This is a genomic window from Nocardia pseudovaccinii (genome assembly GCF_050942345.1).
Taxonomy (GTDB): Bacteria; Actinomycetota; Actinomycetes; order Mycobacteriales; family Mycobacteriaceae; genus Nocardia; species Nocardia pseudovaccinii.
The window spans coordinates 5,363,959-5,388,208 of the sequence record NZ_CP192074.1; the positions used below are offsets into that span (position 1 = coordinate 5,363,959).

The 24,250-nt window shown below is 64.8% G+C and carries 26 protein-coding genes and 1 pseudogene; 19 read left to right on the forward strand and 8 right to left on the reverse strand.

Annotation, left to right across the window (positions count from 1 at the left end):
- Nucleotides 1-16: 16 nt before the first annotated feature.
- Complete coding sequence (locus tag ACQPZ2_RS24320) at nucleotides 17-544, forward strand: NUDIX hydrolase (RefSeq protein WP_433520560.1); 528 nt, start codon at nucleotides 17-19, stop codon at nucleotides 542-544.
- Here the strand turns inward: ACQPZ2_RS24320 and ACQPZ2_RS24325 are convergent, their stop codons facing one another.
- Nucleotides 545-1,150: a TetR/AcrR family transcriptional regulator gene (locus ACQPZ2_RS24325; protein ID WP_433520561.1), complete on the reverse strand. Its 606-nt coding sequence runs from the start codon at nucleotides 1,148-1,150 to the stop codon at nucleotides 545-547. It abuts the gene before it with no gap.
- Nucleotides 1,151-1,223: 73 nt separating this feature from the next.
- Here ACQPZ2_RS24325 and ACQPZ2_RS24330 point away from each other — a divergent pair, with 73 nt between their 5' ends.
- Together ACQPZ2_RS24330 and ACQPZ2_RS24335 are read left to right on the forward strand one after the other, a co-directional pair.
- On the forward strand, nucleotides 1,224-1,811 hold the full coding sequence (locus tag ACQPZ2_RS24330) for an alpha/beta fold hydrolase (protein WP_433520562.1): 588 nt from the start codon (nucleotides 1,224-1,226) through the stop codon (nucleotides 1,809-1,811).
- The gene (locus tag ACQPZ2_RS24335; RefSeq protein ID WP_433520563.1) at nucleotides 1,808-2,065 is read left to right on the forward strand and encodes a hypothetical protein; all 258 of its coding nucleotides are present in this window, start codon (nucleotides 1,808-1,810) and stop codon (nucleotides 2,063-2,065) included. The genes ACQPZ2_RS24330 and ACQPZ2_RS24335 overlap by 4 nt, the downstream gene beginning before the upstream one ends.
- A gap of 6 nt (nucleotides 2,066-2,071) precedes the next feature.
- Here the strand turns inward: ACQPZ2_RS24335 and ACQPZ2_RS24340 are convergent, their stop codons facing one another.
- Entirely contained in the window at nucleotides 2,072-2,788 is a 717-nt protein-coding gene (locus ACQPZ2_RS24340) for a TetR/AcrR family transcriptional regulator (RefSeq protein WP_433520564.1), read from the reverse strand.
- A gap of 97 nt (nucleotides 2,789-2,885) precedes the next feature.
- Here ACQPZ2_RS24340 and ACQPZ2_RS24345 point away from each other — a divergent pair, with 97 nt between their 5' ends.
- Nucleotides 2,886-3,785, forward strand: a complete 900-nt coding sequence (locus tag ACQPZ2_RS24345) for an AurF N-oxygenase family protein (protein ID WP_433520565.1) — start codon at nucleotides 2,886-2,888, stop codon at nucleotides 3,783-3,785.
- The gene (locus tag ACQPZ2_RS24350) at nucleotides 3,782-5,173 is read left to right on the forward strand and encodes a DUF4873 domain-containing protein (RefSeq protein ID WP_433520566.1); all 1,392 of its coding nucleotides are present in this window, start codon (nucleotides 3,782-3,784) and stop codon (nucleotides 5,171-5,173) included. Before ACQPZ2_RS24345 ends, ACQPZ2_RS24350 begins: the two co-directional genes overlap by 4 nt.
- On the opposite strand, the gene ACQPZ2_RS24355 is transcribed toward ACQPZ2_RS24350, so the two are convergent.
- Nucleotides 5,152-6,039 carry an alpha/beta fold hydrolase gene (locus tag ACQPZ2_RS24355; protein ID WP_433520567.1) on the reverse strand — a complete coding sequence of 296 codons (888 nt, stop codon included), beginning with the start codon at nucleotides 6,037-6,039 and terminating at the stop codon, nucleotides 5,152-5,154. The two genes, ACQPZ2_RS24350 and ACQPZ2_RS24355, sit on opposite strands and share 22 nt — an antisense overlap.
- A gap of 44 nt (nucleotides 6,040-6,083) precedes the next feature.
- Here ACQPZ2_RS24355 and ACQPZ2_RS24360 point away from each other — a divergent pair, with 44 nt between their 5' ends.
- Complete coding sequence (locus tag ACQPZ2_RS24360; RefSeq protein WP_433520568.1) at nucleotides 6,084-6,860, forward strand: helix-turn-helix domain-containing protein; 777 nt, start codon at nucleotides 6,084-6,086, stop codon at nucleotides 6,858-6,860.
- A 1-nt stretch (nucleotide 6,861) separates the two neighbouring features.
- Here ACQPZ2_RS24360 and glnA read toward each other — a convergent pair whose 3' ends face one another.
- Nucleotides 6,862-8,295, reverse strand: coding sequence for a type I glutamate--ammonia ligase (gene glnA / locus ACQPZ2_RS24365; RefSeq protein WP_433527512.1), 1,434 nt, complete (start codon nucleotides 8,293-8,295; stop codon nucleotides 6,862-6,864).
- 819 nt (nucleotides 8,296-9,114) lie between these two features.
- On the opposite strand from glnA, the pseudogene ACQPZ2_RS24370 reads away from it, so the two are divergent.
- The 9 genes and pseudogenes from ACQPZ2_RS24370 to ACQPZ2_RS24410 all read left to right on the forward strand — a co-directional run.
- A pseudogene (locus ACQPZ2_RS24370) lies at nucleotides 9,115-9,989 on the forward strand (AMP-binding protein); the annotation flags it as partial.
- Between the two features lie 204 nt (nucleotides 9,990-10,193).
- Entirely contained in the window at nucleotides 10,194-10,574 is a 381-nt protein-coding gene (locus tag ACQPZ2_RS24375; protein WP_433527513.1) for a hypothetical protein, read from the forward strand.
- A gap of 19 nt (nucleotides 10,575-10,593) precedes the next feature.
- Entirely contained in the window at nucleotides 10,594-11,766 is a 1,173-nt protein-coding gene (locus ACQPZ2_RS24380; protein ID WP_433520569.1) for a PucR family transcriptional regulator, read from the forward strand.
- A 322-nt stretch (nucleotides 11,767-12,088) separates the two neighbouring features.
- Nucleotides 12,089-12,910 (forward strand): helix-turn-helix domain-containing protein, encoded by an 822-nt coding sequence (locus tag ACQPZ2_RS24385; protein ID WP_433520570.1) that lies wholly within the window; start codon nucleotides 12,089-12,091, stop codon nucleotides 12,908-12,910.
- A 53-nt stretch (nucleotides 12,911-12,963) separates the two neighbouring features.
- Nucleotides 12,964-13,845, forward strand: coding sequence for a sterol desaturase family protein (locus ACQPZ2_RS24390; RefSeq protein WP_433520571.1), 882 nt, complete (start codon nucleotides 12,964-12,966; stop codon nucleotides 13,843-13,845).
- 16 nt (nucleotides 13,846-13,861) lie between these two features.
- Nucleotides 13,862-14,161 (forward strand): DUF6412 domain-containing protein, encoded by a 300-nt coding sequence (locus tag ACQPZ2_RS24395; protein ID WP_433520572.1) that lies wholly within the window; start codon nucleotides 13,862-13,864, stop codon nucleotides 14,159-14,161.
- Between the two features lie 88 nt (nucleotides 14,162-14,249).
- On the forward strand, nucleotides 14,250-15,128 hold the full coding sequence (yidC, locus tag ACQPZ2_RS24400; RefSeq protein WP_433520573.1) for a membrane protein insertase YidC: 879 nt from the start codon (nucleotides 14,250-14,252) through the stop codon (nucleotides 15,126-15,128).
- A 303-nt stretch (nucleotides 15,129-15,431) separates the two neighbouring features.
- The gene (locus tag ACQPZ2_RS24405) at nucleotides 15,432-16,082 is read left to right on the forward strand and encodes a slipin family protein (protein ID WP_433520574.1); all 651 of its coding nucleotides are present in this window, start codon (nucleotides 15,432-15,434) and stop codon (nucleotides 16,080-16,082) included.
- Nucleotides 16,083-16,593: 511 nt separating this feature from the next.
- On the forward strand, nucleotides 16,594-17,220 hold the full coding sequence (locus ACQPZ2_RS24410; protein WP_433520575.1) for a hypothetical protein: 627 nt from the start codon (nucleotides 16,594-16,596) through the stop codon (nucleotides 17,218-17,220).
- Between the two features lie 128 nt (nucleotides 17,221-17,348).
- Here ACQPZ2_RS24410 and ACQPZ2_RS24415 read toward each other — a convergent pair whose 3' ends face one another.
- Nucleotides 17,349-17,753, reverse strand: coding sequence for a hypothetical protein (locus ACQPZ2_RS24415; RefSeq protein WP_433520576.1), 405 nt, complete (start codon nucleotides 17,751-17,753; stop codon nucleotides 17,349-17,351).
- Between the two features lie 162 nt (nucleotides 17,754-17,915).
- Nucleotides 17,916-18,071, reverse strand: a complete 156-nt coding sequence (locus ACQPZ2_RS24420; protein WP_433520577.1) for a hypothetical protein — start codon at nucleotides 18,069-18,071, stop codon at nucleotides 17,916-17,918.
- A 110-nt stretch (nucleotides 18,072-18,181) separates the two neighbouring features.
- Between ACQPZ2_RS24420 and ACQPZ2_RS24425 the strand changes: the two genes are divergently transcribed.
- From ACQPZ2_RS24425 to ACQPZ2_RS24435, 3 genes are all read left to right on the forward strand, one after another.
- Nucleotides 18,182-18,523 carry a hypothetical protein gene (locus ACQPZ2_RS24425; RefSeq protein WP_433520578.1) on the forward strand — a complete coding sequence of 114 codons (342 nt, stop codon included), beginning with the start codon at nucleotides 18,182-18,184 and terminating at the stop codon, nucleotides 18,521-18,523.
- 103 nt (nucleotides 18,524-18,626) lie between these two features.
- A complete protein-coding gene (locus ACQPZ2_RS24430; protein WP_433520579.1) occupies nucleotides 18,627-20,897 on the forward strand; it encodes a serine/threonine-protein kinase in 2,271 nt (756 codons plus the stop codon).
- Between the two features lie 443 nt (nucleotides 20,898-21,340).
- Nucleotides 21,341-21,646, forward strand: coding sequence for a hypothetical protein (locus ACQPZ2_RS24435; protein WP_433520580.1), 306 nt, complete (start codon nucleotides 21,341-21,343; stop codon nucleotides 21,644-21,646).
- Nucleotides 21,647-22,231: 585 nt separating this feature from the next.
- Here ACQPZ2_RS24435 and ACQPZ2_RS24440 read toward each other — a convergent pair.
- On the reverse strand, nucleotides 22,232-22,624 hold the full coding sequence (locus ACQPZ2_RS24440; protein WP_433520581.1) for a hypothetical protein: 393 nt from the start codon (nucleotides 22,622-22,624) through the stop codon (nucleotides 22,232-22,234).
- A gap of 199 nt (nucleotides 22,625-22,823) precedes the next feature.
- Here ACQPZ2_RS24440 and ACQPZ2_RS24445 point away from each other — a divergent pair, with 199 nt between their 5' ends.
- The gene (locus tag ACQPZ2_RS24445; RefSeq protein ID WP_433520582.1) at nucleotides 22,824-23,267 is read left to right on the forward strand and encodes a pyridoxamine 5'-phosphate oxidase; all 444 of its coding nucleotides are present in this window, start codon (nucleotides 22,824-22,826) and stop codon (nucleotides 23,265-23,267) included.
- Between the two features lie 20 nt (nucleotides 23,268-23,287).
- On the opposite strand, the gene ACQPZ2_RS24450 is transcribed toward ACQPZ2_RS24445, so the two are convergent.
- Nucleotides 23,288-24,163 (reverse strand): hypothetical protein, encoded by an 876-nt coding sequence (locus ACQPZ2_RS24450; RefSeq protein ID WP_433520583.1) that lies wholly within the window; start codon nucleotides 24,161-24,163, stop codon nucleotides 23,288-23,290.
- Nucleotides 24,164-24,250 lie beyond the last annotated feature (87 nt).

Sequence of the window (24,250 nt, forward strand, 5' to 3'; positions counted from 1 at the left end):
GACTAGCGTCGTCGGCGTGACACTCGCCGACCGATATCCATTGCTGCACAAGCCAACCCGCTGGGAATGGGGTGGCCTGGATGTGCGGTTCTCCACCGAATTGCCACCCGACGAACTGGTCACCAATATCCACGTCGTCTGCTTCGTCGGCGCCGATATCGTGCTGTGTCGCGACGATCGCGATATCTGGATCGTGCCCGGCGGCACCAGGGAGGCGGACGAAACTGTCGACGCCTGCGTGCGACGCGAACTCATGGAAGAGGCCGGTGCCCGCCCGGTCGGATCGGTGCGACCGTTCGGCGCTCACCACACGACCACCGATCGCCCCGCACCGCACTATCCTTGGCAGCCGCACCCGCACAAGGCGTGGCTGTGGTGCACGGCGGATGTGGTGCTCGAATCCGCGCCGACCAATCCCGAGGATGCGGAGAACATTCTCGAGGTTCGCGCCTTCGCACCCGAGGAAGCAATGCGCCTGTCACGCACCGACGGTGATTACCTGGCCGAATTACTCGCCCTCGCAATCGAATTCCACCGGAGCTGATCAGCCGAGGGGGGTACGGAATCCGGTGAGCAGTCGCGCGACATCGATCGGCGCCTGCGCCGGTCGCAGCGGTGCGTGTTCGACGAGCAGGCGGTACCAGAACGGTCCGAAGATCAGATCGGTCGCGTACTCGATATCCAGGTCGGCGGCGAGTTCACCGCGCGCCACACCGCGGGTCACTATGCGCGCCACCACATCTCGCCGAGTCCGCACCCAATCGCGGAACGGTCCGGCGAAGTCCGGGTCCAGCTGAGCCTCGGCCATCAATCCGCGTAACGCCTTGACCCGCAACGGATATTCCACGACACCGTAGAGCGCCTCGAGGAAGACGGTCAGGTCCTGTTCGACCGATCCGGTATCCGGATCCGGCATGCGCTGGGTGACCACCATGCCTTGGGCGTCCATGATCAGTACCGCCTTCGATTTCCACCAGCGGTAGATCGTGCTCTTGGCGACGCGCGAGCGCGCCGCGACGCCTTCGATCGTCACCTTGCCGAAGCCCTGCTCCTCCAGCAGTTCGGCCGTCGCACGCAGTACCGCATCGCGTGCGGATTCACTGCGGGTTCGACCGCCGGACCGCGGTGTCGCGGCACTTCCCGTCGCCATGGCGGTCAGTGTATTCGTCTGCTATCGTTTTGCGAAACGCTACGGAGCGTTTCGATTTAGGAGATGAGCGACAGTGAGTGCCATCGTGGTGAACCACGGCCTCGGAGCCCGCGCCGACAGCGTCTGGTTTCCCCATTTCACGGCGGAGCTGACCGCGCTCGGCCATTCCGCGACGATCCCGAACCTGCCCGATCCGGACGCACCCCGGCTGGCCCCGTGGCGCAAAGCCTTCACCGAAGCGGTGGCCGCGGCGGGCCCGGTCGGCGATACCGTGCTGGTCGGCCACAGCATCGGCGGGGTCAATGTGCTGCGCATGCTCGAGCAGCACGATGTCGCCGCGGCCGGGCAATTCGCCGGAGTGCTACTGGTGTCGACCGCAGCACATGAGGTCGGCTATGACCTGTTGGCCGAATTCTTCGCCGCACCGTTCGACTGGGCACGCATTCGTGGTGCGGCGCGCGAGTTCCGGGTGCTGGCAGCCGCCGACGATCCGGTCAACGTGCCCGATCCGGTCGAACACGTCGGACTGCTGGTGCGCGGCCTGGAGGCCACCGCGGTACTCACCGCCACCGGAAGCCACCTGGGCAACTTCCCCGGCGATCACATCGAACTGCCCGAGGCCGTTCGGCTGGTCGATGAAATCCAGGCGGCCACACGGTGACTCAGCAACAGACAGTCGAAAGCCGCAGCCCTGCCGCGCAACCCGCGGCTCCGGTCAAATGGAAGCTGTGGCTGTTGACGGCCATCGGCATCTATCCGCTGCTCACCGTTCTGGTGACGATCTCAGGACCCCTGCTCGAACCACTGGCACCGCCACTGCGGCTGGCGGTTATCGTGCCGCTCGCCGTCGCGGCCATGGTGTGGGTCGTCATGCCATTGCTCACCCGCCGATGTGCGGGGTGGCTGATGCGGTGACAGATTCTATTGGGACCGTACGGGTTCCGCGCGGCTCAGCAGGTCTTTGACAATAGTGTCGCGTTCCAGCGGAACTCCGAGGCTGCGCGCATTGCCTTCGAACAGCGCCAGCACCGATTCGGTCAGGATGCCTTCGACTTGATCGCAGGACAGTGTGGTCCCGGCATCGGAGCGCCAGTTGTTCACGAAACCGTCGACGAAGCCGATGATGCCGAAGGCCGTCGGGCGGGCGCGATTCGGATCGATTCCGAAGCGCGCCAACGATATTGCGAACATGTCGGCGAGCCGACCACCGATGCGATCGCGCGCACCGGCCATCGCCTGTGACGAATCCCCCAGCGGTGCGGCATCGCCCAGGAATCGGTGCAGATTCGGATGACGCCCGACCCAGCCGATATAGGTACCGATCGCACCCCGTACGGCATCGCGCAGGGTGCCGTCGGGCTGCAGGGTCGGCATCAGTGCGGTCAGCAGTGAATTGAGGATCTCTCGACGAATCTGCTCATCGAGATCGGCGCGTCCATCGAAATGCCGGTACACCACCGGACGCGGCAGCTGCAGCCGGTCCGCTATCGCCTGTACGGACACTTCGACACCGCGCTCTTCGATCACCGTGATCGCCGCATCGATGACGTCTGCGCGACGGCGGGCCTTGTGGCCGTGCCATCGGGTACTGCGACCGTCCGACGCGGCGGGATCGCGCTTTCCCGCGGTGCTGCTCACCAGCTCACGATACCTGGAACAGCTATTGACCGTGACAGTCTGTCTCACTAATCTGAGTGTTACAGCTTGTATCAGGTATTCGAGAGTTGGAGCCGACATGGGCAACGAGGCCGCAGTCATCCCACAGGAATCCTTCGCACAGCGCCTGCTGACCGGTTCGGTGAAGAAGTCATACGAACCTGCCATCGACATGGACTGGGACGCGCCGCTCGATCCCGACAAACTGTTCCTGCCGCCGGAGGTGGTTTCGCTCTACGGCACCGCGCTGTGGGAATCGATGACCCCGCAGCAGCGCCGGGAACTGTCGCGCCAAGAGCTGGCCAATGTATTGTCCGTCGGCATTTGGTTCGAGAATCTGCTCAACCGTCTGCTGCTGCGGGAACTGATGCGCGATGATCCGACCACCCGGCATTCGCATTACACCCTGACCGAAATGGGTGACGAGTGCCGGCACATGATGATGTTCGGCAAGCTCATCGACCGGATCGAGGCGCGGCCGTACTGGCCGCGGCTACCAGGCCGGCTCGCCATCGGGGCCCTGCCACTGTTCCTGCGCGGGTCGATGACCTGGGTGGGCGCACTCGTCGGCGAGGAGATCTTCGACGCGCTGCAGCGGCGCACCCTCGACGATCCGGAGTTGCAGCCCTTGGTTTCTCGGGCGATGCGGATCCACGTCACCGAGGAGGCGCGCCATATCGGATTCGCCCGCGACGCACTGGCGCGTCGGGTGCCGACGATGTCGCAGGCTGAATTGGCCTACACCCGTTTATGTGTCGCGGTGGCCGCACCGCTGTTCGTCTACCTGATGACCAACCGGCACATGTACGACCGGGCCGGGCTGGACGGACGCGCGGCACGCCGGATCGCGACGAACAACCCCTATGCCAAGAAGGCGCTCGGTACCGGCGCCGCGAATCTCGGTGCGTTCCTGGACAAGCAGGGCTTGATCGGTCCGATGGGCAAGCGAATCTGGCGCTGGCGAGGGCTCTACGCATGACCGAACCCGAAATCGTCATTGTCGGAACCGGTTTCGGTGGTATCGGCATGGCAATCGAGTTGCGCAGGTCCGGTTTCGACGACTTCGTCGTGCTGGAGAAGGCCGAGCCGGGCATACCGGAGTATCTGCGTCGCGCCGTGGACAAGTTCGATATTCGCAGGCATATTCGGCTTCGATCCGACGTTGTGGCACTCGACTTCGATGACGACGCGGACCGCTGGCACGCGCGGACCGCGGACGGACGGCATTTCCAGCCGCGCGCGGTGGTGCTGGCGCCGGGACCGCCGCACGAACCGAGCGTGCCGGACTTTCCGGGCCGGGATGTGTTCCGGGGATGCAGTTTCCACTCGGCGCAGTGGGATAACGATTTCGAAGCAACCGGCAAGCGGATCGCCGTCATCGGAACCGGTGCCAGCGCAGTGCGATTCGTACCGCAGATCGCCGAGCAGGCCGAACAGGTGACGGTATTCCATCGAACACCACAGTGGATCGTGCCTCGGCCGCTATCGCCGGTGGCGCATCGGATGTTCCGGTATTTGCCAGGGGCGCAACGGCTCTACCGCTGGGCGACCTATCGGGACTACGAGTCGTCGACCACGGCGCTGCAGCGGGAGAATGTCGCGCTGGTGACCTCACCGATCGCCTCGATCACCGAGTCCGGGATCGTCACCGCCGATGGTATCGAGCAGGAATTCGACGCCATCGTGTACGGGGCCGGGCTCGAGATCTCCGACTGGTTCGCCGATCAGCACATCGTCGGCGCGAATGGGCTCACTCTCCAAAAGGCGTGGCGCACTGGGATGGAAGGGTTCCTCGGTGTCGCCGTGCACGGTTTCCCGAACCTGTTCCTCATCATTGGCCCGAATTCCGGTGGCGGAAACCAGTCCATCGTCATCATGATCGAGGCCCAGGCCCGCTATATCCGCCGATGCCTGGAGCTGCTGCGCATGACCGCCAACAGTCGGATCGAGGTTCGTGCCGCGACCCAGCACGAATTCAATCGGCGGGTGCAGTCGAAACCGGCTGGCGTTTCCTACTGGCGCACCATGCGCCGACCCGACCCCGGCCACTACGACCTGACCGTGCCAGCGGATCGTGAACCGGCACACGAGTATTCGGGTCCGGCGCTGCTCGACGCCCCGGGCGTCGAGGTTCCGGTCGAGGTCACCCTCGGCGGGCATCCGGATCCGATCGACGGCCGCTACCACTGGTACGGACGCCTCGCCCCGAGCGACGGCCAAGAGTTACCCGATCCCGGACGCGCCGAGGTACTGCTCACCCTGCCCGGCGGCGTGCCGACCGCTGGTCGCCTCCAGGAGCGCGACCCCTGGGGCAACCTCCGCATCGTCGGCACCGGCACCCCGCCCTATCCGCTGACCGCTGTCTGAGTGGCCGGGCGCAGCAGCCAGGCGCGCAATGCCTCGGTGACCTCGTCGGGCCGTTCTTCCATGATGAAGTGGTTGCCGCCGTCGATGCGGACCAGCGTCGCGTAGGGAATTGCTTCGGCCAGTTCTCGGGCGGTGCGGAACGGGATGGCCGGGTCACGGTCGCCCCAGATGACGGTCGTCGGGCAGCTGATGGCACCCAGTCCGGCAGCCAGTTCCGGGCGAATCCGGACGCGATAGCCGGACCAGAAGTGGGCGTTCCAGCGGCGACCCGCCCCGGTGTCCAAGACGGCAAGGTACCGACGCAACTGTTCGCTGTCGAAGGATCCGTTGCGCACATACGGTGCGAGACCGACTCGATGCACCCATTGGATGGCCCGTGCGGTGACGAGCGGCCGCAGCAGTGCGGTCCGTGCCAGGACCGTCAGCAAGCCGAACAACACGTAGTACGGCAGTGTGAAAATGCCCTGGGCGCGTGAATTCAGGATCGCGAAGCGGCGCACCCGTTCCGGATGACGCTGCAGAAACCCCAGTCCAAGGAACCCGCCGTAGTCGTGACACGCCAGATCGACGCGCTCCAAGCCGAGCGCGTCCAACATGCGCCCGATCCGCTCTACCTCGCTGTCGTAGTCACAACTCGAATTCGTATCCCGATCGGAAGCACCCCAACCGAGCCAGTCCGGTGCGATGACCCGCCGCGATAAAGCGAGCGGCCCGATCTGGTGCCGCCATGCGGCGTGGCTCTCCGGCCAGCCGTGCAACAGCACCAGCGGATCCCCGTGCCCGACATCGACATAACGCAACCGCGCGCCGTCGACCGTCACCTCCCGCAGCTCGAAGGTCGCTTCCGCCTGCCCATCCAGCTTCATCCTGATCTCCCGCCTGTCCTACGACTTTCTGTATCGTCGCGGATATGGCGCGGTCAGCACTTCCAGAAACGTGCGCTCCCGAAACGGCGGTCACCTCCGCCCGGCTCTGGCTGCGACTCGGACACGCGATCTACATCGGGCCCGGGATGGCCCTGGGCGCGCACTCCACCGCGATCGCCGGTCTCGGGGTCGGACTCGACGCCCCGTTCCGGGTCCGGGTCGCGGACGCTCCGGATATCACCGCCCGCAGTTTCCTGTTCCGGGCCCGCGTCACGCACCACATCCTGGACACCGACGTGCCCAAGCTCTTCTGCTTCTTCGACCCGACCTCGGAGAATATGGCCCGCTGCCTCGGCGGTATGCGCCGCACCGTCAGCGGATACAACACCGACCATCGCAACGAGGCCGAACTGATCGAACTGTGCGCCGACCCGGCACCGGATATCGACCGTCTGCTCGAGCTGGCCAGTATCCCGGTCCCCACTATCCGCGATCCCCGCATCGCCGCCGTCGCCACAGCCATTCGCGCCGACCCGACCCAGCAGCAGCGCGCCGCCGAAAAGGCAAGTGCCGCAGGGCTGTCCACCTCATACTTCCTGCGCACCTTCGCCGAACAGACCGGCACCAGTTTCCGCCGTTACGTGCAGTGGGCGCGGATGCTGCGCGTCGGCAGCGCCTATGCCGCAGGCCACGACCTCACCCGCGCCGCCGTCGACGCGGGATTCGCCTCCCCTTCACATTTCAGCGATACCTTCCGCGCCATGTTCGGCCTCACCCCCACCGCCTTCCTCACCATCAATGGCGAGCTGCACATCGGCTGACCTATACGTCGAAATAGAGATCGAATTCGTAAGGGTGCGGGCGGACATTGATTTCGGAGATCTCGGTATCGCGCTTGAGCCGGATCCAGGTTTCGAGCAGGTCGCCGGTGAAGACATTGCCTTCGGTCAGGTAGTCGTTATCGGCTTCCAGTCGGTCGATCACGCTGTCGAGGCTGGGTGGAGTCTGGGTGACCTCGGCGGCCTCCTCCGGGGTGAGCTCGTAGAGGTCCTTGTCGATCGGGACGGGGGGTTCGATCTTGCGGCGGATGCCGTCCAGACCGGCCATCATCATGGCGGCGAAGGCCAGGTACGGATTGCCCGAGGAGTCGGGGCAGCGGAATTCCAGACGCTTGGCCTTCGGATTCGCGCCGGTGACCGGAATGCGCACGGCCGCTGAGCGATTGCGCTGACTGTAGACCAGATTGACCGGTGCCTCGAACCCGGGCACCAGGCGCTTGTACGAGTTCACGGTCGGATTGGTGAATGCCAGCAACGATGACGCGTGCAGTAACAGTCCGCCGATATAGTGCCGGGCCAGATCGGACAGGCCCGCATATCCGGCTTCGTCGTAGAACAGCGGTGTGCCGTTCGCCCACAGGGATTGGTGCACGTGCATTCCGGAACCGTTATCGCCGAACAGTGGCTTGGGCATGAAGGTGACGGTCTTGCCCTCGGCCCATGCGGTGTTCTTGATGATGTACTTGTACAGCTGCAGATCGTCGGCGGCAGCCAGCAACGTATTGAATTTGTAGTTGATCTCGGCCTGGCCCGCCGTACCGACCTCGTGATGTCCCTTCTCCAATTCGAAGCCGGCGTTCTGCAGATTCGTGCACATCCGATCGCGCACATCGACGTCGGCGTCGTACGGGGCCACCGGGAAGTAGCCGCCCTTCGGGCGCACCTTGTACCCTCGGTTGATCGTGCCGTCGGGATTGTATTCGACACCGGTGTTCCAGTCGGCGGAGGACGAATCCACCTCGTAGAAGGCGCCGTTCATCTTGGTGTCGTAGCGCACGGCGTCGAAGATGTAGAACTCCGCCTCCGGCCCGAAGTAGGCGGTATCGGCGATGCCGGTGCTCTTCAGATACTCCTCCGCCTTGCGCGCGACATTGCGCGGATCACGGCTGTAGGCCTCGTGCGTGTGCGGATCGTGCACGAAGCAGTTCAAATTCAGGGTCTTCGCGGCACGGAAGGGGTCCAATTGCGCGGTGCGCAGATCCGGGAGCAGCAACATATCCGATTCGTGGATCGACTGGAAACCGCGCACCGACGAGCCGTCGAAAGCGATCCCGTTGTCGACCAGATCCGCGCCGAATGTGACGGCCGGTATCGAAAAATGTTGCTGCACACCGGGAACGTCACAGAATCGAATATCGACGTATTCGACTTCCGCGGCGCAGATGTATTCCAGAATTCCGTCGGTGGTGGCAGTCAAGGCTGCTCGCTCGTCCAACACGGCTCCTCGCTTTCGCGGCGCAGGTCTATCCGCGGGTGGCGAGGCGACCGTCACTGACGACCGCACCCGTCCATAGGGGCACGGCCGGTCCTGCTCGCCGAGTCTCACGATACGACTTGGACATCAATGACGGACCCGAATCCGGACGATAGCGGACCGATCCGGCGTGTCCGCAGCGCCCCCCGGGGCAGCCGCACAAAGATCACATGCGAGCTTCGGCATTCTGCCGAGTCGAGCCGAACCCGGCCTGTGCGCGCAGCCGCCGCGCCCGGCGGAATGATACGGAGGCAACGCTTTTCAATGATCGCGTTGGGCCACTGGCGGGACTTCGACCCCGGATCGGATCCTTGATTTCGGCGGTGGCCGCCTGGGCAGCGTGGGCCGAAACATCCTGTCCCCCAACGCTGAAGCCACGCTGCCGAATTCCGGCCACCTCCCTGTCGCCGGGCTGCGGCTCAGCGGCGCTATTAGGATGACGTGTCGATTTGTCATAGCTGACGTGATCCAGCACGTCAGCCGTCGCGTTATCGACATGTCGACCCGCGATCTTTGGTCAAATGCACAAGATGAGGCCTTGCAGTCTGCTCGTTTGCCGCTAGTGCGACGGTTCGTCGATGCGTTGTGCTGATAGGTGACGACGAGATTTCCTGCGCTGCGGTGTGATCTCGACACCATTGAGCAGAAGGTTGGGTCTTGGTTTCATCGACAGTCCCGGCGGGCCCAGCCCGTCCGGACACGCTGTGTGCGGCCTTTCAAGCGAATGCCGCGAAGTATCCGGACGTGGTCGCACTGCGCACCATGGGCGGCGCGGTGGCGATCACCTGGCGTGAGTACGCCGACCGGGTACGCGCCATCGCGACCGGCCTGGCCGCCCTGGGTCTGCGCCCCGGCGACACGGTGGCGTTGATGATGACCAACCGACCCGAATTCCACCTCTGCGACACAGCGGTACTGCACGCGGGCGGCACCCCCTTCTCGGTCTACAACACCAACCCCGTCGAGCTGCTCGCCGACCAGTTCGGCAATGCGGGCAACAAGATCGTCATCTGCGAGCGCCGGTTTGCCCCGCAGATCCTCGACGCCATGAAAAAGGCTGCGGCCCAAGGCAGTCACGTCGAGCACGTGATCTGCGCCGATGAGGCACCGGCGGGCACGATCGCGCTGTCGACAGTGGAAGCGGCCGAGGCGAACGGCTTCGACTTCGAAACCACCTGGCGCAGTGTGAAATCCGAGGACCTGCTGACCATTGTCTACACCTCCGGTACCACCGGACCGCCGAAAGGCGTCGAACTCACCCACACCAACTTCATCGAAAACGCCCGCGTCATCCAGACATTCGGCGGTGGCAGCGGCCACGATCAAGTGATTTCGTATCTGCCGGACGCGCACGCCGCCAACCGCTGGTTCGCGCACTATCTCACCACGTTGGAAGGCGGTGAGATCACCACCGTCGCGGACTCGCATCGATTCGCGCCCGGCTCGGCCTGGATCGGGTGCGCGCCGCGGTCACCGGTTCGGTGGCCATCCCGCCCGAGGTGCACGAATTCTTCCTCGGGCCCGGTCTGACGTTGTGCGAGGGGTACGGCATGACCGAATGCACTGCGGGCGCGACGCTCAACGGTCCGGAGCGCGTCAAGATCGGCACCGTCGGCACACCACTACCCGGAGCGGAGGTGAAGCTAGGCGACAACGGCGAAGTGCTGATCCGCGGCAAAATAGTCATGCGCGGCTACCGCAACGATCCGGAGCGGACCGCGGAGACCATCGATGCCGACGGCTGGCTGTACACCGGCGATATCGGGTCGATCGACGCCGACGGCTACCTCTCGATCGTCGACCGCAAGAAGGAACTCATCATCAATGCGGCCGGGAAGAATATGTCCCCGGCCGATATCGAGAACACCATCACCGAGAATTGCCCGCTCGCGGGCACCGTCGTGGTGATCGGTGAGCAGCGGCCGTACAACACCGCGCTGATCTGCCTCGACCCCGACCCGGCGGCGGCTTTCGCCCAGCGCAACCGCCTCACCGCGACCACCGTCGCCGAATTGGCGAAGAATCCGGGGGTCTTGGCCGCAATCGAGCAAGGTGTGGCCGCCGCCAATGGCAAACTCTCCCGGGTGGAGCAGATCAAGAAGTACTTCGTGCTACCCGAGGTGTGGGAGCCAGGAGGCGATGTTCTGACGGCGACCGGCAAACTCGAGCTCACCCCGATCACCACCCGCTACGCCGACACGATCGAGAGCTTGTACTCGTAGTGCGGGACGGAGAAGTTCAATGACGCCAACGTGGACCCGGGTCGTCGACGATCTGCACCGAAGAGCCGCGTCGCTGGTCGACGGGTTCTACGGGAGCCTGCCGCCGTACCCGCGGATACCGCAGTCACTGGTCGAGACCGATTTCGCGCGCGGCACGAAACTCAATGTCGACCTGTTCTTCGAGTATCTGCGCCGCGGTACCGAACCCTCCGAGGAGGACACCAGGGAACTCGTCGAGCTGGCCATGGACCGGCTCCGCGACGGCACGCCACTGACCGAGGTGCTGGACCGATATCGGCTCGGCTCGGCGTTCATCTGGGACCGGCTGCGTGAGGCGGCCACCCCCGTCGAGCAGGAACTGCTGCTCGACGCCTCGCTGGTGCTGCTGAAGTACATCACGCTGGTCATGACGCGCGTCGCGGGCGCGGCCACCCAGCGCTCGCACGATCCGCGCTGGGAACTGCTGGAGCGTCGCCGAGGTATCGCCGACGCCCTGCTCACCGGGCGCGATCCGGTGGAGTGGGCCAATGATCCGGTCATTCCGGTCGCGGACGACTTCCTCGTCGCGGTATTCCGCCTCTGCGGCACCCGCGGCGGGCACGCTTCGGCGCTGCGGCATCGGGTCGAGGCGATTCCGGGCGTCTTCCTGCGGCTGGACGCGGGCGGGTGGACCGCATTGATCCCGCTGCAACCCGGCGATGACGGTTCAGCCGCGATCACCGGTCTCACTGCGCGACTACCGGCACATCAGCCCGATCGAACGCCGCCCTACTGGGTCGGTATCGGTGCCGCGGCGAGCAGGGCGGAGATACCGACGATCTTTGCCGAAGCGCGGGTGCTGGCCGAACTGGGGCGGTGCCTGACACGTCGCGAAATACTCTGCCGCAGAACGGATCTGCAGTTCGAATACACGGTGGCGGTCAGTGATGCGGCACGGCCAGGGCTGGCGTCGGTACTCGCGCCCCTCGATGCACAGCCCATGCTGGCGGAGACCCTCGAGGTGTTCGTCGACAGCGGTTTCAACCAGTTGGCGACGGCGCGTCAGCTCAGCGTGCATCGGAATACGGTCACCTACCGCCTGTCCCGCGTACACGAACTCACCGGCCTCGACCCGCATCGCCCCGCCGACGCCATGACCCTATCCGCGGCACGACTGGCCCGCCGCCTCGAATCCGCTGCCTTCGCCCCCTGAGTTCCTGACAAACACCGCCCTGCCGCAGCGCGGTCACCACCTATTTCTCGGATCGATGCTGCCGGGCGGTTCGAGCTGCGGTCCCGGCCGCGTAATGCGGCGCAGTTCAGCCGCAGTGTGCCGCTCGGTGGTGTGCAGCTGTGATTCACCTGCGCCGGTGACGGTCTCGCGCTGCGCACCCGATTCCCGGACACCCCGATCGCCCGGCCCTTGATCACCGGGTTCGTCGATCGCGTCGCCGTTACCCTGACAGCGGCCGTGCGGCCGGGATAGTCTCCGTGAGGGATCCGATTCGGGATTCGCAGTCACCCGGGAGCATCCGATGATGAAGGCTCTGGTTACCGACGGGGCATCCACCTCGCCCCGATCCGTGCACTATGTCTCCGGGTCGCCCGGTGAATTGCGTTGGGAGGGTACCGCATTGCTGCGCGCGGGCGTGCTCGCCTTCGGCGGCAGCATCGGCCCCACCGCATTGCACGCCCATCACGCCGTCCAAGTGGTCGCAGCATGTACTCCGGTGGTCGTGGTGGACGCGAGCGGCATTCGGCATCGCGGCACCCATGTCATCGTGCCCGCCGACGCACCGCATCGCATCGCCACCGGAGCCGAGCGCGGCACCGCGATCTATCTCGATCCGGAGTCCGTCGCGGGCGCAGCCGCCGACCGCAGAGCCCACACCTACGGGTGGGCCGATTGTGAACATTCCCTGCCCATCGATCCGGAGCGGGAAACACTCGCCGAACTGGTCGCCGAGGTCGTCGATGATCTCGAACGCGACAATTCGCACAGCATCGAGGACGAGCGCCACGAGGCGGTGACCGAGGTGCTGCGGCTGCTGCCCTCCATCGTCGGCGACGGTCCGATCCGCGGCGCGGATGTCGCGCGCCGGGTCGGCATTTCCGCGACCCGACTCACCCATCTGTTCACCGAACAGGTCGGAATTCCATTGCGACCCTACATTCTCTGGCTCCGACTACATGTGGCGATCACCCGCGTCCGCTCCGGCGACGACCTCACCGCCGCCGCCCACGCCGCCGGTTTCGCCGACAGCTCCCACCTGACCCGTACCTGCCGCCGCACCTTCGGACTACCGCCCTCGGCCCTCAACCGAGGCGTCGATTGGGATCTCGGCGACGCCCCCTAGGTCCAGCCGAATCGTTCAAGTCATTCCGGGCGTGGCCGACCAAGCTTGCCCCCATGACCACCATTACCCGCACGCCCGCACAGCTTCTCGCGCGCTACGGCTATGCGCCCTTCATGCTGATCGGCCTCAACGGCGTCGGTATTGCGCTGAGTTCCGTTGGCGCGCCGAAATACTCGTTATTGCTCGTACTGGCCGTCGCGATCGTCGCGTCGTTTCTGGTGGAGCGGCTGATTCCCTACCAGGCCGACTGGAACCACGATCTCGATGACACCGTGCGCGATCGCATCCATGCCTTCGTCAACGAAATTCTCATCCTGCTCAGCGTCGCGGCCATTCCGCTGCTAGCGGCCATCGTGCCCGCTCCGGACAGCTGGCCGACCTCGTGGCCTTTCCTGTGCCAGGTTCTGCTCGCCATCCTGGTCGCCGATTTCGGCATCACCACGGTGCATCTGGCCAGTCACAAAATCGGACTTCTGTGGCGCTTCCACGCGGTGCACCACAGCGTCAAACGCTTCTACGGCCTCAACGGTTTGATGAAACATCCGCTGCACCAGACCATGGAGATGGCCGCCGGTGTCGCACCGCTCATCCTGATCGGCCTGCCATCGAATGTCGCGGCCGCCCTTGCACTCTCGGTCGCCATCCAGCTGCTGCTGCAACACTCCAATGCCGACTACCGGATCGGGCCCGCCAAATATCTGCTGGCCTCGAGCGAGGGCCATCGCTTCCATCATCTGAAGTCCGCTGGTATCGGCGACGTCAATTTCGGCCTGTTCACCCTGATCTGGGATCACCTTTTCCGCACTTACTCCTACGATCCGGCACGACGCTTCGGCACCGACGATCTGGGTATGGCGGCCAAACCCGACTACCCGACCGGCTATGTCGACCAGTTCGTCTATCCGTTCACACCGGACGGCGGCTGTGCGATGTAGTCGGTAAGCTCTTGGCATGTTCTCGCGGGTACACCTGATGGCGTTTGCGGTCTTCGCACTCGTCGTACCCGCGCTCGCCCTGGCCGCGGCGCCGTCGGCTGAACCGGCGGCACTGGCCGTCTTCGGTGTCATCGCCGCGTCGCTGACCTTGACGCTGCTCGCCCTGCAGAGCACTCGACGTATCCCGATGGCGCTGGCCCACTCGGGTCCGCCGCCCTCGGCTCAGCGTCGCCGACGGGGTTCCTTCCTGCGTCAGAGCAATCCGGACACCGCCGGACGTCCGCGCCCACGAGCACCTGGTTCGGTCACCGCTTAGCGATCACTCGCCGCCTGGTCTCCAGGCGATTCGGCTGACCTTTCCCATCGACGTGCGCATCCGCACGTTCCCACAGTCAGGTGCTCTCATGCTCGACTTCATCTATTACCCGGTGTCCGCCATTCTCTGGGTGTGGCACACCGCCTTCGCCGCCGTCCTGGGTCCCGTAAGCGGACTCGCGTGGGTACTCGCGGTGATATTTCTCGTGCTCACCCTCCGCGCCGCGCTATTCCTGCCATTCCTGAAACAAGCGCGCACCCAGGCGGCCATGCAGCGGCTGCAACCACGCGTCAAAGCCATGCAGCAGAAATACAAAGACGATCCGGTCCGCAGGAATACCGAAATCCAGCAGCTGTACAAGGACAACGGCGTCAATCTCTTCGCGAGCCTGATTCCGATGATCGCCCAGGTCTTCGTGTTCATCGGCCTGTTCCATGTGCTGCGTTCGTTCGATCGCACCGGGACCTTCGATTACCTGCCGTTCGGACGCACCGCGGCAATGACGCCCGAGCAGAACGCCGCGACCGCGAATTATCTCTTCGGCCCGAGTGATGTGCAGTCGTTCCTGCATGCCGATCTGTTCGGCGCACCGCTCTCGGCAACATTCGCCGGTGCAGGCGAACTGGCGTCGACCGTGGCGCTCGTCGCCCTTCCACTCATGCTCATCGCCGCTGTCGCAACGCATTTCACCGCGCGCGCGTCAATGGATCGGCAGACCGGGGCGACGCAGTTGCCCTTCATGCGCACGCTCAGCCTGTGGGTCTTCCCGGCGGCCGCGATTCTCGGCGGCGCATTGCTGCCGGTGGCGATCCTGCTGTACTTCGTCACGAACAATGCCTGGACGCTCGCACAACAGCATTTCGTCTACCGCCGCCTCGATGCCGAAACAGCCGCCGAGGCAAAGCGAGTCGCCGCGACCCGGGCCGACGCCGCCCCCAAACCCGGCGTGAAACCGAAGCGGCGGTAAATCATTCGCGCACCCGTACCGCGAACCCTATGGTTGTTCCAGGTCGAGTCAAGGGGCGCAGCGGAATCTCCGCACTCGCGTTCCCCGTGTCGGGCTCGGTCTCGCACCTGGCGAAGGGCTCCAAGCCTGGATGGGTTCGATTCCCACTGCGATGTCACCCGGTTCCGGTCGGATACGGCAAACGGCTCTGCGGGCTCCGCGGCTACGGCCGCGGGACGCCCCCGCCGCGAACCCGTGACCGGAACCGGGTGACATCCGAAACAACCAGGCAGCCAACGACACACGGTACGGAAGGAGTGAAACATGTACACGACGGTCATGGAGTGGCAGCGAACGCTGCTGTACCGCGACGGCACACTCGAGCGAGTACTCGAGCCGGGACGCCACCGCTACGACGCCAAGCGCTGCACGCTGATCGTCGTCGACATGCGGCCCCGGCTGCTGAATGTCAGCGGCCAGGAACTGCTCACCCGCGACGGACTCTCACTGCGGGTCAGCTACGCACTGAACTGGCAGGTCACCGATCCAGAGGCGTTCACCACCGGTGCGCAGTACCCGGAAAGTGTGCTGTACGCGGCGGTGCAGGATGCCGCCCGCCGGGCCGTGGCAAGCCATTCCCTCGACGAACTCGTCACCGACCGCACGCTGCTCGTCGGGGACATCGCCGAAATCACCACGGCCATAACAGGACTCGGCATGCGCATCGACGCACTCAACGCCCGCGATCTGATGCTGCCCGGCGAACTCCGCAAAGCCGCACTGGAAACCGTGCTCGCCAAGGAACGCGGCCGGGCCGAGCTCGAACGAGCGCGGGCGGAAGCGGCCGCACTACGGTCACTGGCCAATACCGCGCGACTGCTCGAGGAACACCCGACACTGCTGCGACTGCGCACCCTGCAGGTCGCAACCACTCCGGGGACACAGGTCGTGCTCGACCCGCGCGAACGCACCTGAGCTGAAAGCCCTTGTCCACGCGGACAGGGGCTTTCAGCGTTGTGCGACGTCAGGCGCAGTCCGACCACATGTGGAAGGGACCGCGAATTCCGACGGCCGTTTCGGCGAATCGAATTGCCTTGCTTTCGGCCTCGGCGATGGTGTTGCCCCAGTCCGATCCCCAAGCACCTCTCGGGTTGATCCCGAGTGCGATGCACGCATTTCCCACCGCGCGGGGCTCCGGGCAGGAGGGGCCACAGGCTCGCTGAACCTTATCGAGGACATCGGCGAGCCTGATGTTGCTGCGGTCCGAGTAGACATGCCCGTTGTTGTAGGTGGCTCCGATCCAGACGCTGGGCCCCTGAGCCGCAGCAGATCCGCTGCCTGCCACGAGAATCGCACCGAACGAAGCCCTTGATGACGAATCATCAAGCACCCATTTGTGTTCCGATTCGGTCATATCACGCATATGGAGCGCCGGAATGGACAAGCGGGCAGCGGCCTGTTCGCGGCCACCCTACACTCGACGCACATGGATGCTCTCGACGGAGGTGATCGGCGGTTGAACCCCAGGGATCCGCGCGACCAGCACACCGCACATTACGAAGCGGGTTATCAGCCGGGGAACTACCGTGACCCCGCGTACAGCCAGGATCACGGATACAGCCCAGACCACGGATACGGCACGTATCAGCAGTCCGATTATCCGGACCGGCAGTCTCGGCCACAGCAGGGGCCCGACGTCAACATCGGAATGTTCGTCGGTGGTGTGTTCGCGGCGGCGGTCGTGACCGCGCTCGCGGCTTGGCTGTGCGCCTGGATTATCGAGATCATCGCCACCCGGGTGACCGAGACCGGCAGTTTCGGGGTGTGGAACCCGATGTCCCAGGACGCGTACTGGTTCGCGGCGGTGGCCTTCATCTGCACGCTGCTGGCCGGGGTGCTCTGGTATCTGCTGCGCCTGGGCACTCCGTCTCCGGAATTGTTCTTCAACTGGATCGTGGGAATCCTCACCGCCGCGGCGGTGATCATTCCACTCGCGCTGTCGAGCCACCTCTGGGTGGGTATCTCCACGGCGGTCGAACATTTGGTGATCGGGCTCCCCATCCTCAGCATGGTGGGCATGGTCGGGGCCAAGAGCATCGTAAACCAGCGATAACCGGCCCGCTTGAAATGCTGAAATCCCTTGCAGTGCAAGGGATTTCAGCATTTTTATTTACGCCAAAGGGACGCCACAACTGATCGTCTTGCCCGGTCGTCTACCAGCTGTACTGCGCCCCACCTCCGTCAGGCTGCGTCGAGGGCCGCGGTGATCTTGCGGGCCATCACGGCCGCGGCGGGGCTGGTCTCACCCTTGCGAGGCCCGGCGGCGGCTTCGACGGCGACCAGGACCGTGTCGCGGAAATTGTCGGCCTCGCGCGGGTCCTGCTTGCCGAGCAAGCTCGCGGCCGCGGTCAGAGCGGGCAGCACCTGATCGGCGAGTTCGGCGACGGATTTACCTTGCAGGTGGATGTCTTTGGACTTGGCGGCGAGCACGTGCCCGACCAGCCCGGTCGCCGAGGTCAGGGCGATCGAGGCCTGCGTGATGCCCTTGTGCGGCACACCGGAGGCGGCCATCAGCGACACGGCGCCGTAGGCGGCGGTGCGCAGGGTGCTCTTGTCCTGGTCGGTCAGGGTGATGGTGATCGACATGTCGTGTACTCCTCGAAATCGGTTGTGGCGCCGACTGGAACCCTGTCGGTGCCGGTCGTCTTGTTCGATGTGAACACTGTCGCCGGGCTGGCTGACACCGACCTGACACACACCTGACACTCCCGCTGACACCGCGATCGAGCAGTTCCTCATGTTCGGCGCTCAGTCGCCGACCAGCCTGCGGCGATCGTCGTAGGGCCACAGCATCATGCTGGAGGTGCGAACCAGATACATCGCATCGGGGTCGAGGCCGGAAAATCCCTGAGCAAGTTCGGCGCCGACGGTCTGCTGGTAGATGACGGCCCGCGAGACGACCATGGGGTCACTGACTGCGACCTCTTCGTTCTCGGGGAGGTCGAATGGCCACCTGTACGTGAACCAGCCGGGCAGCGGGTCTGGCGGATGTGCTGCGACCGGTTGCGGTCGAGATGACCGCAACCGCCGACGATCTCGCACAGCGCGCGGTCGCACGGATGCGGGCCGAGTGCCCGGAGCGGTACCCGGACGCGCAGACGGTCGAGGAGAATCTGTCCAGCACCGAGGCGAGCATTCGGCAGCTGACCGACATCATGGAACTCGCCAAGGATCCGCGGCGGGTGGAGCTACCGCCGTCGACCCTGGCGATGGCCCGGTCAGGGGTGCAGCGGCAGATCCCGGCCACGAAGCTGATGCGGTTCTACCGGCTGGGCCAGGAGTACGTGTGGCAGTGGGCCCCGGCAATGCTGCCCACACTGCCCGGCCTGACCCGGCCCCGGGCGACCGAACTGTGACAGGCCGCCCGGCGTCCCCCGGCTGGCCAGACCCCCGCGCCCTCTGTCCCAGCAGGAAATCCCTGGTCGGGGCCTCACCACCATGACAGACTGCATCTTGGAGATGCCTTCTGGGAAGGACCGGAGGATCGGAGCGGAGTTGGAACCGACGACGAATGAGTCGGATGCTGTCCACCGAACTCGCACCTTGCTGGCATCGGTCGTCAGGCGGTTCGCCGACACCTGGGATAAGACCGGTGCGCCGCCGGACCTCGCGGAATATCTGCCGGATGCGCCCGGATTGCGGCGGATGTGTCTGATCGAGCTGATCAAGGTCGATCTGGAGTACCGATGGCTGCGCTACGACCATCCGAAGCGGCTCGCCCAGTACTGCGCCGAATACGCCGAACTGAGCACCGGGCCGACGCCACCCGATCTGGCCTACGAGGAATTCCATGTGCGACGCCGGTCCGGACGCGACCAGGATCCCGGCACGCAGCCGACCGAAGTGGACACCACTGCGCCGACCGGGTCCGATATCAACTACCGCAGCACACTGATCGCCCCGCCGCGGTCTCTGGAAGCGCTCAACGAGATCAGTGCCGGTGCGAGTGTGGACGATTTCGACCTGCTCGTCGGACTGGGCAGCGGCGCCTTCGCACGGGTATTCCTGGCGCGGCAACGGTCGATGCAACGGCTGGTCGCGGTGAAGATCTCGTACAACCGCGGCACCGAGCCGGAGACGCTGGCGCAGCTCGATCACGAGTACATCGTGCGGGTCTTCGATCATCGGCTGATCGAGAACGGCGAGCTCAAATTGATGTACATGCAGTACCTTCCGGGCGGCACGCTGCTCGGGGTGCTGAATCTGGTGCGCGCCCGATCACCGCACCTCCGCAGCGGCGCCCTGCTGCTCGACGCCGTCGATCACGCCATTCAGGACCGAGGCGGCATCGTCCCGAGTGAGACCGGTATCCGTGGCGATATCGCCGGATACTCGTGGCCGGAGACGGTGGCGTGGCTCGGCAGCCGGCTCGCCGCTGCGCTCGACTACGCCGCGCGCAGCGGTGTGTTGCATCGCGATATCAAACCCGCCAATGTGCTGCTGACCGCGGAAGGCATTCCGAAGCTCGCCGACTTCAATGTCAGCTTCAGCAACCACGTGGCCGGAACCAATCCGATGGCATACTTCGGTGGGTCGCTGGCCTACATGTCCCCCGAACAACTCGCCGCCTGCCATCCGGAGCTGCCGACCACCGCCGGAGATCTGGATCTGCGCAGCGATATCTACGCGCTCGGCGTCATGCTGTGGGAACTACTTACCGGCCGCAGGCCCTTCGACGACGAACCACTGGCAGGTGAATCCGAGACCTCGCTGGCACGCATGCTGGAGCTGCGGCAGCATGACATCGAACCACGGTATCTGTCCGAGCTGCCGCCGGACTGCCCGCCGACCCTGCGCCGAGTGTTGTTGAAATGCCTTGCGCCACAGCGGGACAACCGCTGGTCGAGCGGCGCCGAGCTGGCACAGCAGCTCGAGCTTTGCCTGGACCGTCGCGCCCGCGATCTCGTGGATCCGCAAGGAAGCAGTCTACGTTCGAAAGTCGGTCCCTGGTCGCTGGGGGCGATCGTCACCCTGGCCAGCGCGACCGGAGGCTTCCTCGGTGTGCTGTACGGCAACGTGCACAACAGAGCCTTGATCGAGGCGTGGATTCCGGACGACCAGCGACAGTCCTTGCGGGCCATCAACCCGGTGCTCGAGCTGATCATCCCCCTGCTGGTCCTCATCGTGACGAACTACCTGTGCCGCAGGGTCTTTCTGGTGGTGTGGCGCGGACTGAGAAAGGGCCGGACGTTCACCCCTGAGATTCTGGCACTGGCACGAAGGGACACCCTGTCGGTCGGTGACCGAGTCGCCTGGGTCGCATTCGCCGGGTGGAGCGTCAGCGCGATCGTGACCACGATGGCACTGCTCAGCGACACCGACCTGTCCCTCGGCCAGGTGGTGCACTTGTCCGCTTCACTACTCGTCTCCGGCGCGATCGCCGTCGCCTACCCGTTCTTTCTCGTCACCCTGTTCGTCGTCCGCGCCATCTACCCCCGTCTTCTCCCATACGGCACCACACCCGAGGACCACGACAACCTCCGCGCCCTCAGCCGCCGCAGCACCCGCTACCTCGCAGTCGCCGCATCTATTCCACTGATCGGCGTCATCCACGGTCTGATGTTCCTGAAACCGGACGAGGTCGCTCTGGTCACCGATTCGATCCGCTGGCTCGCCATCGCAGGCGTCTTCGGCTTCATCGGCAACTATTGGCTGCACCGAAAACTCGAGGATGACCTGCAAGCATTCCAACGCACCCTGTCCGGCAGCGCGCGGCAGAACCAGCGCTGACCGTGCCGATACGCCAGAACAGTGCAGCGACACCGCCAGTCCATAGCACAGCAGGCGAGAAGCGACAGCGGTTTCGGAATGTTTCCCGCCGTCGCGCGGCGCGACACCTCGCCGAGCAACGCCGGATCACCGTGATGCCAGCGGGCCCCGAGCGCGTCGTCGGCTCGAGGTCGCGCTGTGCCGGGATCGAAGGTCCGCTGCGAGATCGGGTCCGCCGCACGCCATTACGCGGCACCCTCGGAGAAATCAACCGAATTTGATCATGGAATTCTCATTCGGAATGAAGATCAAATGTGTTACATCGGTATTATTTACCGTTAGCCGATTATTAACGGTGATTATTCACACAATGAGAGAGGTGGATTTGAAGATTTCTTCTTCATAACATTTGTGGTGCGCGCCGTGATGGCGTCGTTATCCATCTGTGAAAGGAAGCTCCGTAGATGTTCTCTCGCAAGGCCCTGGTCGCCGCCACCACCGTCTCCGCCGCCGCCCTGTTCTTCGGCCCGGTCGCGATGGCCTCCGCCGCTCCCTCCGCCCCCTCTGCCGCCACCGGCTCCGCTGGCACCGGCTCCGGCTCGGGTTCGGCCGACGGCGGCTCATCCTCGGGTTCGGCCGGCTCGTCCTCTGGTTCCGCCCTATTCGACTCCGGCAGCTCCGCCGTCGACCACGGCACCACTGCCATCCTCAACATCATCAATGCGATCACCGGCGCCAGGGACCTGACCCAGCCCAAGCCCGCCTCCTGATTCGGTCTCGGTAGATCACCGCTTCGTCCGTGTCGCCTCTCGGGGCCGGGATTTCTTTTGTGCCGCTACGCTACACATCGCCGTGTACGCGCTATTGCAGTGAATTTGCCGTAATCAAGCCATTCATTCGCCGTGTCAAGTAGCCACGGCTGGATGGACTCTGACGATTCCTTTTGCCTGCCAACGAGATAGCCCCTCCGCGCTGTGCGTGCGGGGCTTCCTTCCACACCGGGTTTCGTGCCGTTCGGAGAACTCGCCGGACGGCACGAAAATTTCTGGGAGAGTTCGAAACGCAACACGTCGTGGAGGATGCGCGACCCTCTCAGCGGCGCCCGCACACCGACCGCCTGCGGGGGTTGACCGCGTCCGGCCAGCGATCGAGTCCTGCCAGACCGGTTCGCAGAGTTCCATGAACGTGAGCGGCCTCCTCCGGCAAGCCGCTCTCGAGGTCCTCATCCAGCCATGCGCCGAGGCCTGAGTTCCCCACTGGGGGGCAACGTCCGTGCGAGCCTGCCGATCTATGGTCCTGACTAGAGCTACATCCGCCGGCGAAGTACGTGGGCCTGCTCGCCTACTGCGCTGCCGTCAATCCGAGTTCCGTACCTGGGTACCCAGGGCGGTTGTGGGGACACCGTAGGGCAGGAACCGCACGCGACGGCGTTCGTCGGTATTGTCGCGATGCGCACGCAAGGCCTCGAGCTCGCTCGGAAAAACCTGCTCGACCCTGGCCTCGCCGACATCATCGATGCTGTAGATGACCCACACTCCACTGCCGGTCTCGCCGGAGGTCTCCCCCTCCGGTTTGGGTGGCCGCGTCGGCTGGACGAACTGTCCCAGCAGCGACGCCAGGGTACTCCCGCTGGTGCGATCGATGTATTCGCCGGCCTTTCCGAGCAGGTCACGGAATTCGACCCCCGCCTCCCGCAACGCACGTTCGAATTCTTCCGGATCGAACCCAAAAGGCCTGTCGGGTGCCATCACATTGCTCCTGGAGTCGACTTCGGCACTACGCCTTCAGTGTCCTCGCGCAATTCCGACTTCGCCACGTCCGGCAATGATCACGGCGCGACGCGGCGACCTCGTCCTACTCGATCGGCTGTGCCCGGCCGCGTGTTCGAGGTTGCACAGTTGGCATCGGCAGGCCCGCGTTGTCGCCCGCGCTCCGTAGACTTCGGCCGTGACCGATATCGCGGACTTCGCCCGGCTGATCGCCGGCGATCATGGCCTCTGTGTCGTCTCGACCTCGCGTGCCGATGGCACTGTCCAGTCCTCGCTCGTCAACGCCGGTGTGCTGGCGCACCCGCAGACCGGCGAGCCCGTGGTGGGCATGGTGATCCGCGGTGGTACGCGCAAACTGGACAATCTCCGTGTTCGGGCGCGGACGACGGTTGTCGTCCGTGTCGGGTGGGCCTGGGCGACCGTCGAGGGACCGGTGTGGATCGCGGGTCCCGACGACCCGGTGCCGGACATCGACGCCGAACGGCTGCGACAGTTGCTGCGGGAGGTTTTCACTGCGGCGGGTGGCACCCACGACGACTGGGACGAATATGACCGGGTCATGGCTGCCGAGCGCCGCGCAGTCGTTCTCGTCGTCCCGGATCGCATCTACGGCAACGGCTGAGGCGCCGAAAGGACGGACGGCTATCCGCTGCCGCCTCGGTAGATAGTCGGCATGGAGCCCAGGTCGGCGAAGTTGAGCTTGTTCTGGCCGTCGGTGCCGAACCAGGCGACGTAGGTGATCCCGTTCACGGTCGCGACCGCGGGTGGCCACGGGCTGGTATCGGCGAATTTCCACCGCTGCGCTTGCCCCTCGTTCAGGTTGTCGATATCGAAGAGCAGGTAGATATTGGTGTTCTTGCCGGTGTAGCCCGCCACGTAGCGGCCGCCGAGGGTGAAAAGGTTCGGGCCGCCGATGAGCCGATCGCTGAAGGTGGCCCGACCGGGCGGGACGTTGACGCCGATGTAGCGCGCGTTCAGATTGTTCGCACTGTCCATACCCGTCCATGCCAGGAGCACCCCTTTGGCGGGATGGATCACCAGGCCCGGAGTATCCACGCTTTGCTCGGCGGGTTCCGGGGTCATCCCGTAATAACTGAACGGTGGATTCTGCGATTTGACCGCGCTGAGTACCAGGTTGTGCTGTGCGGTGTAGCTCAACCACAGTGAGACGTTGTCGGACTGCATTGCAGGCCCGCCGATCGGTGGCTCCAGCCACTCGCGTCGATCCTGGTAGTCGACGCCATTGTTCGACCACGCGAGCCACATCCGACCGTCGGTGCGCGTATAGCCGAGGTAGAGCAGCCCGGTCTGGGCATGCGAAGCCAACGCTGGGCGCTGCAGACTGAAGTCCGACGGCAATGGTTTCGCATTGACCACCCCGTCGGCTTCCATCCCCGACGCCACATACATCGTGCCGCTCTGCGTCGCCCACACCAATACCAACTTGTTGTTGTATACCGTCAACGCGGGTGCGGCGATCGGCTGATCAGACGGCCACAGTGTGCGTCCTGTGAACATGAGTTCCCCCAATATATTTCCGGAGTCCGAACCACTAAACGGGCAGCGTAGGTTCCGCTGCGTGCGAAGTCAGGACTTCGTGTCGGC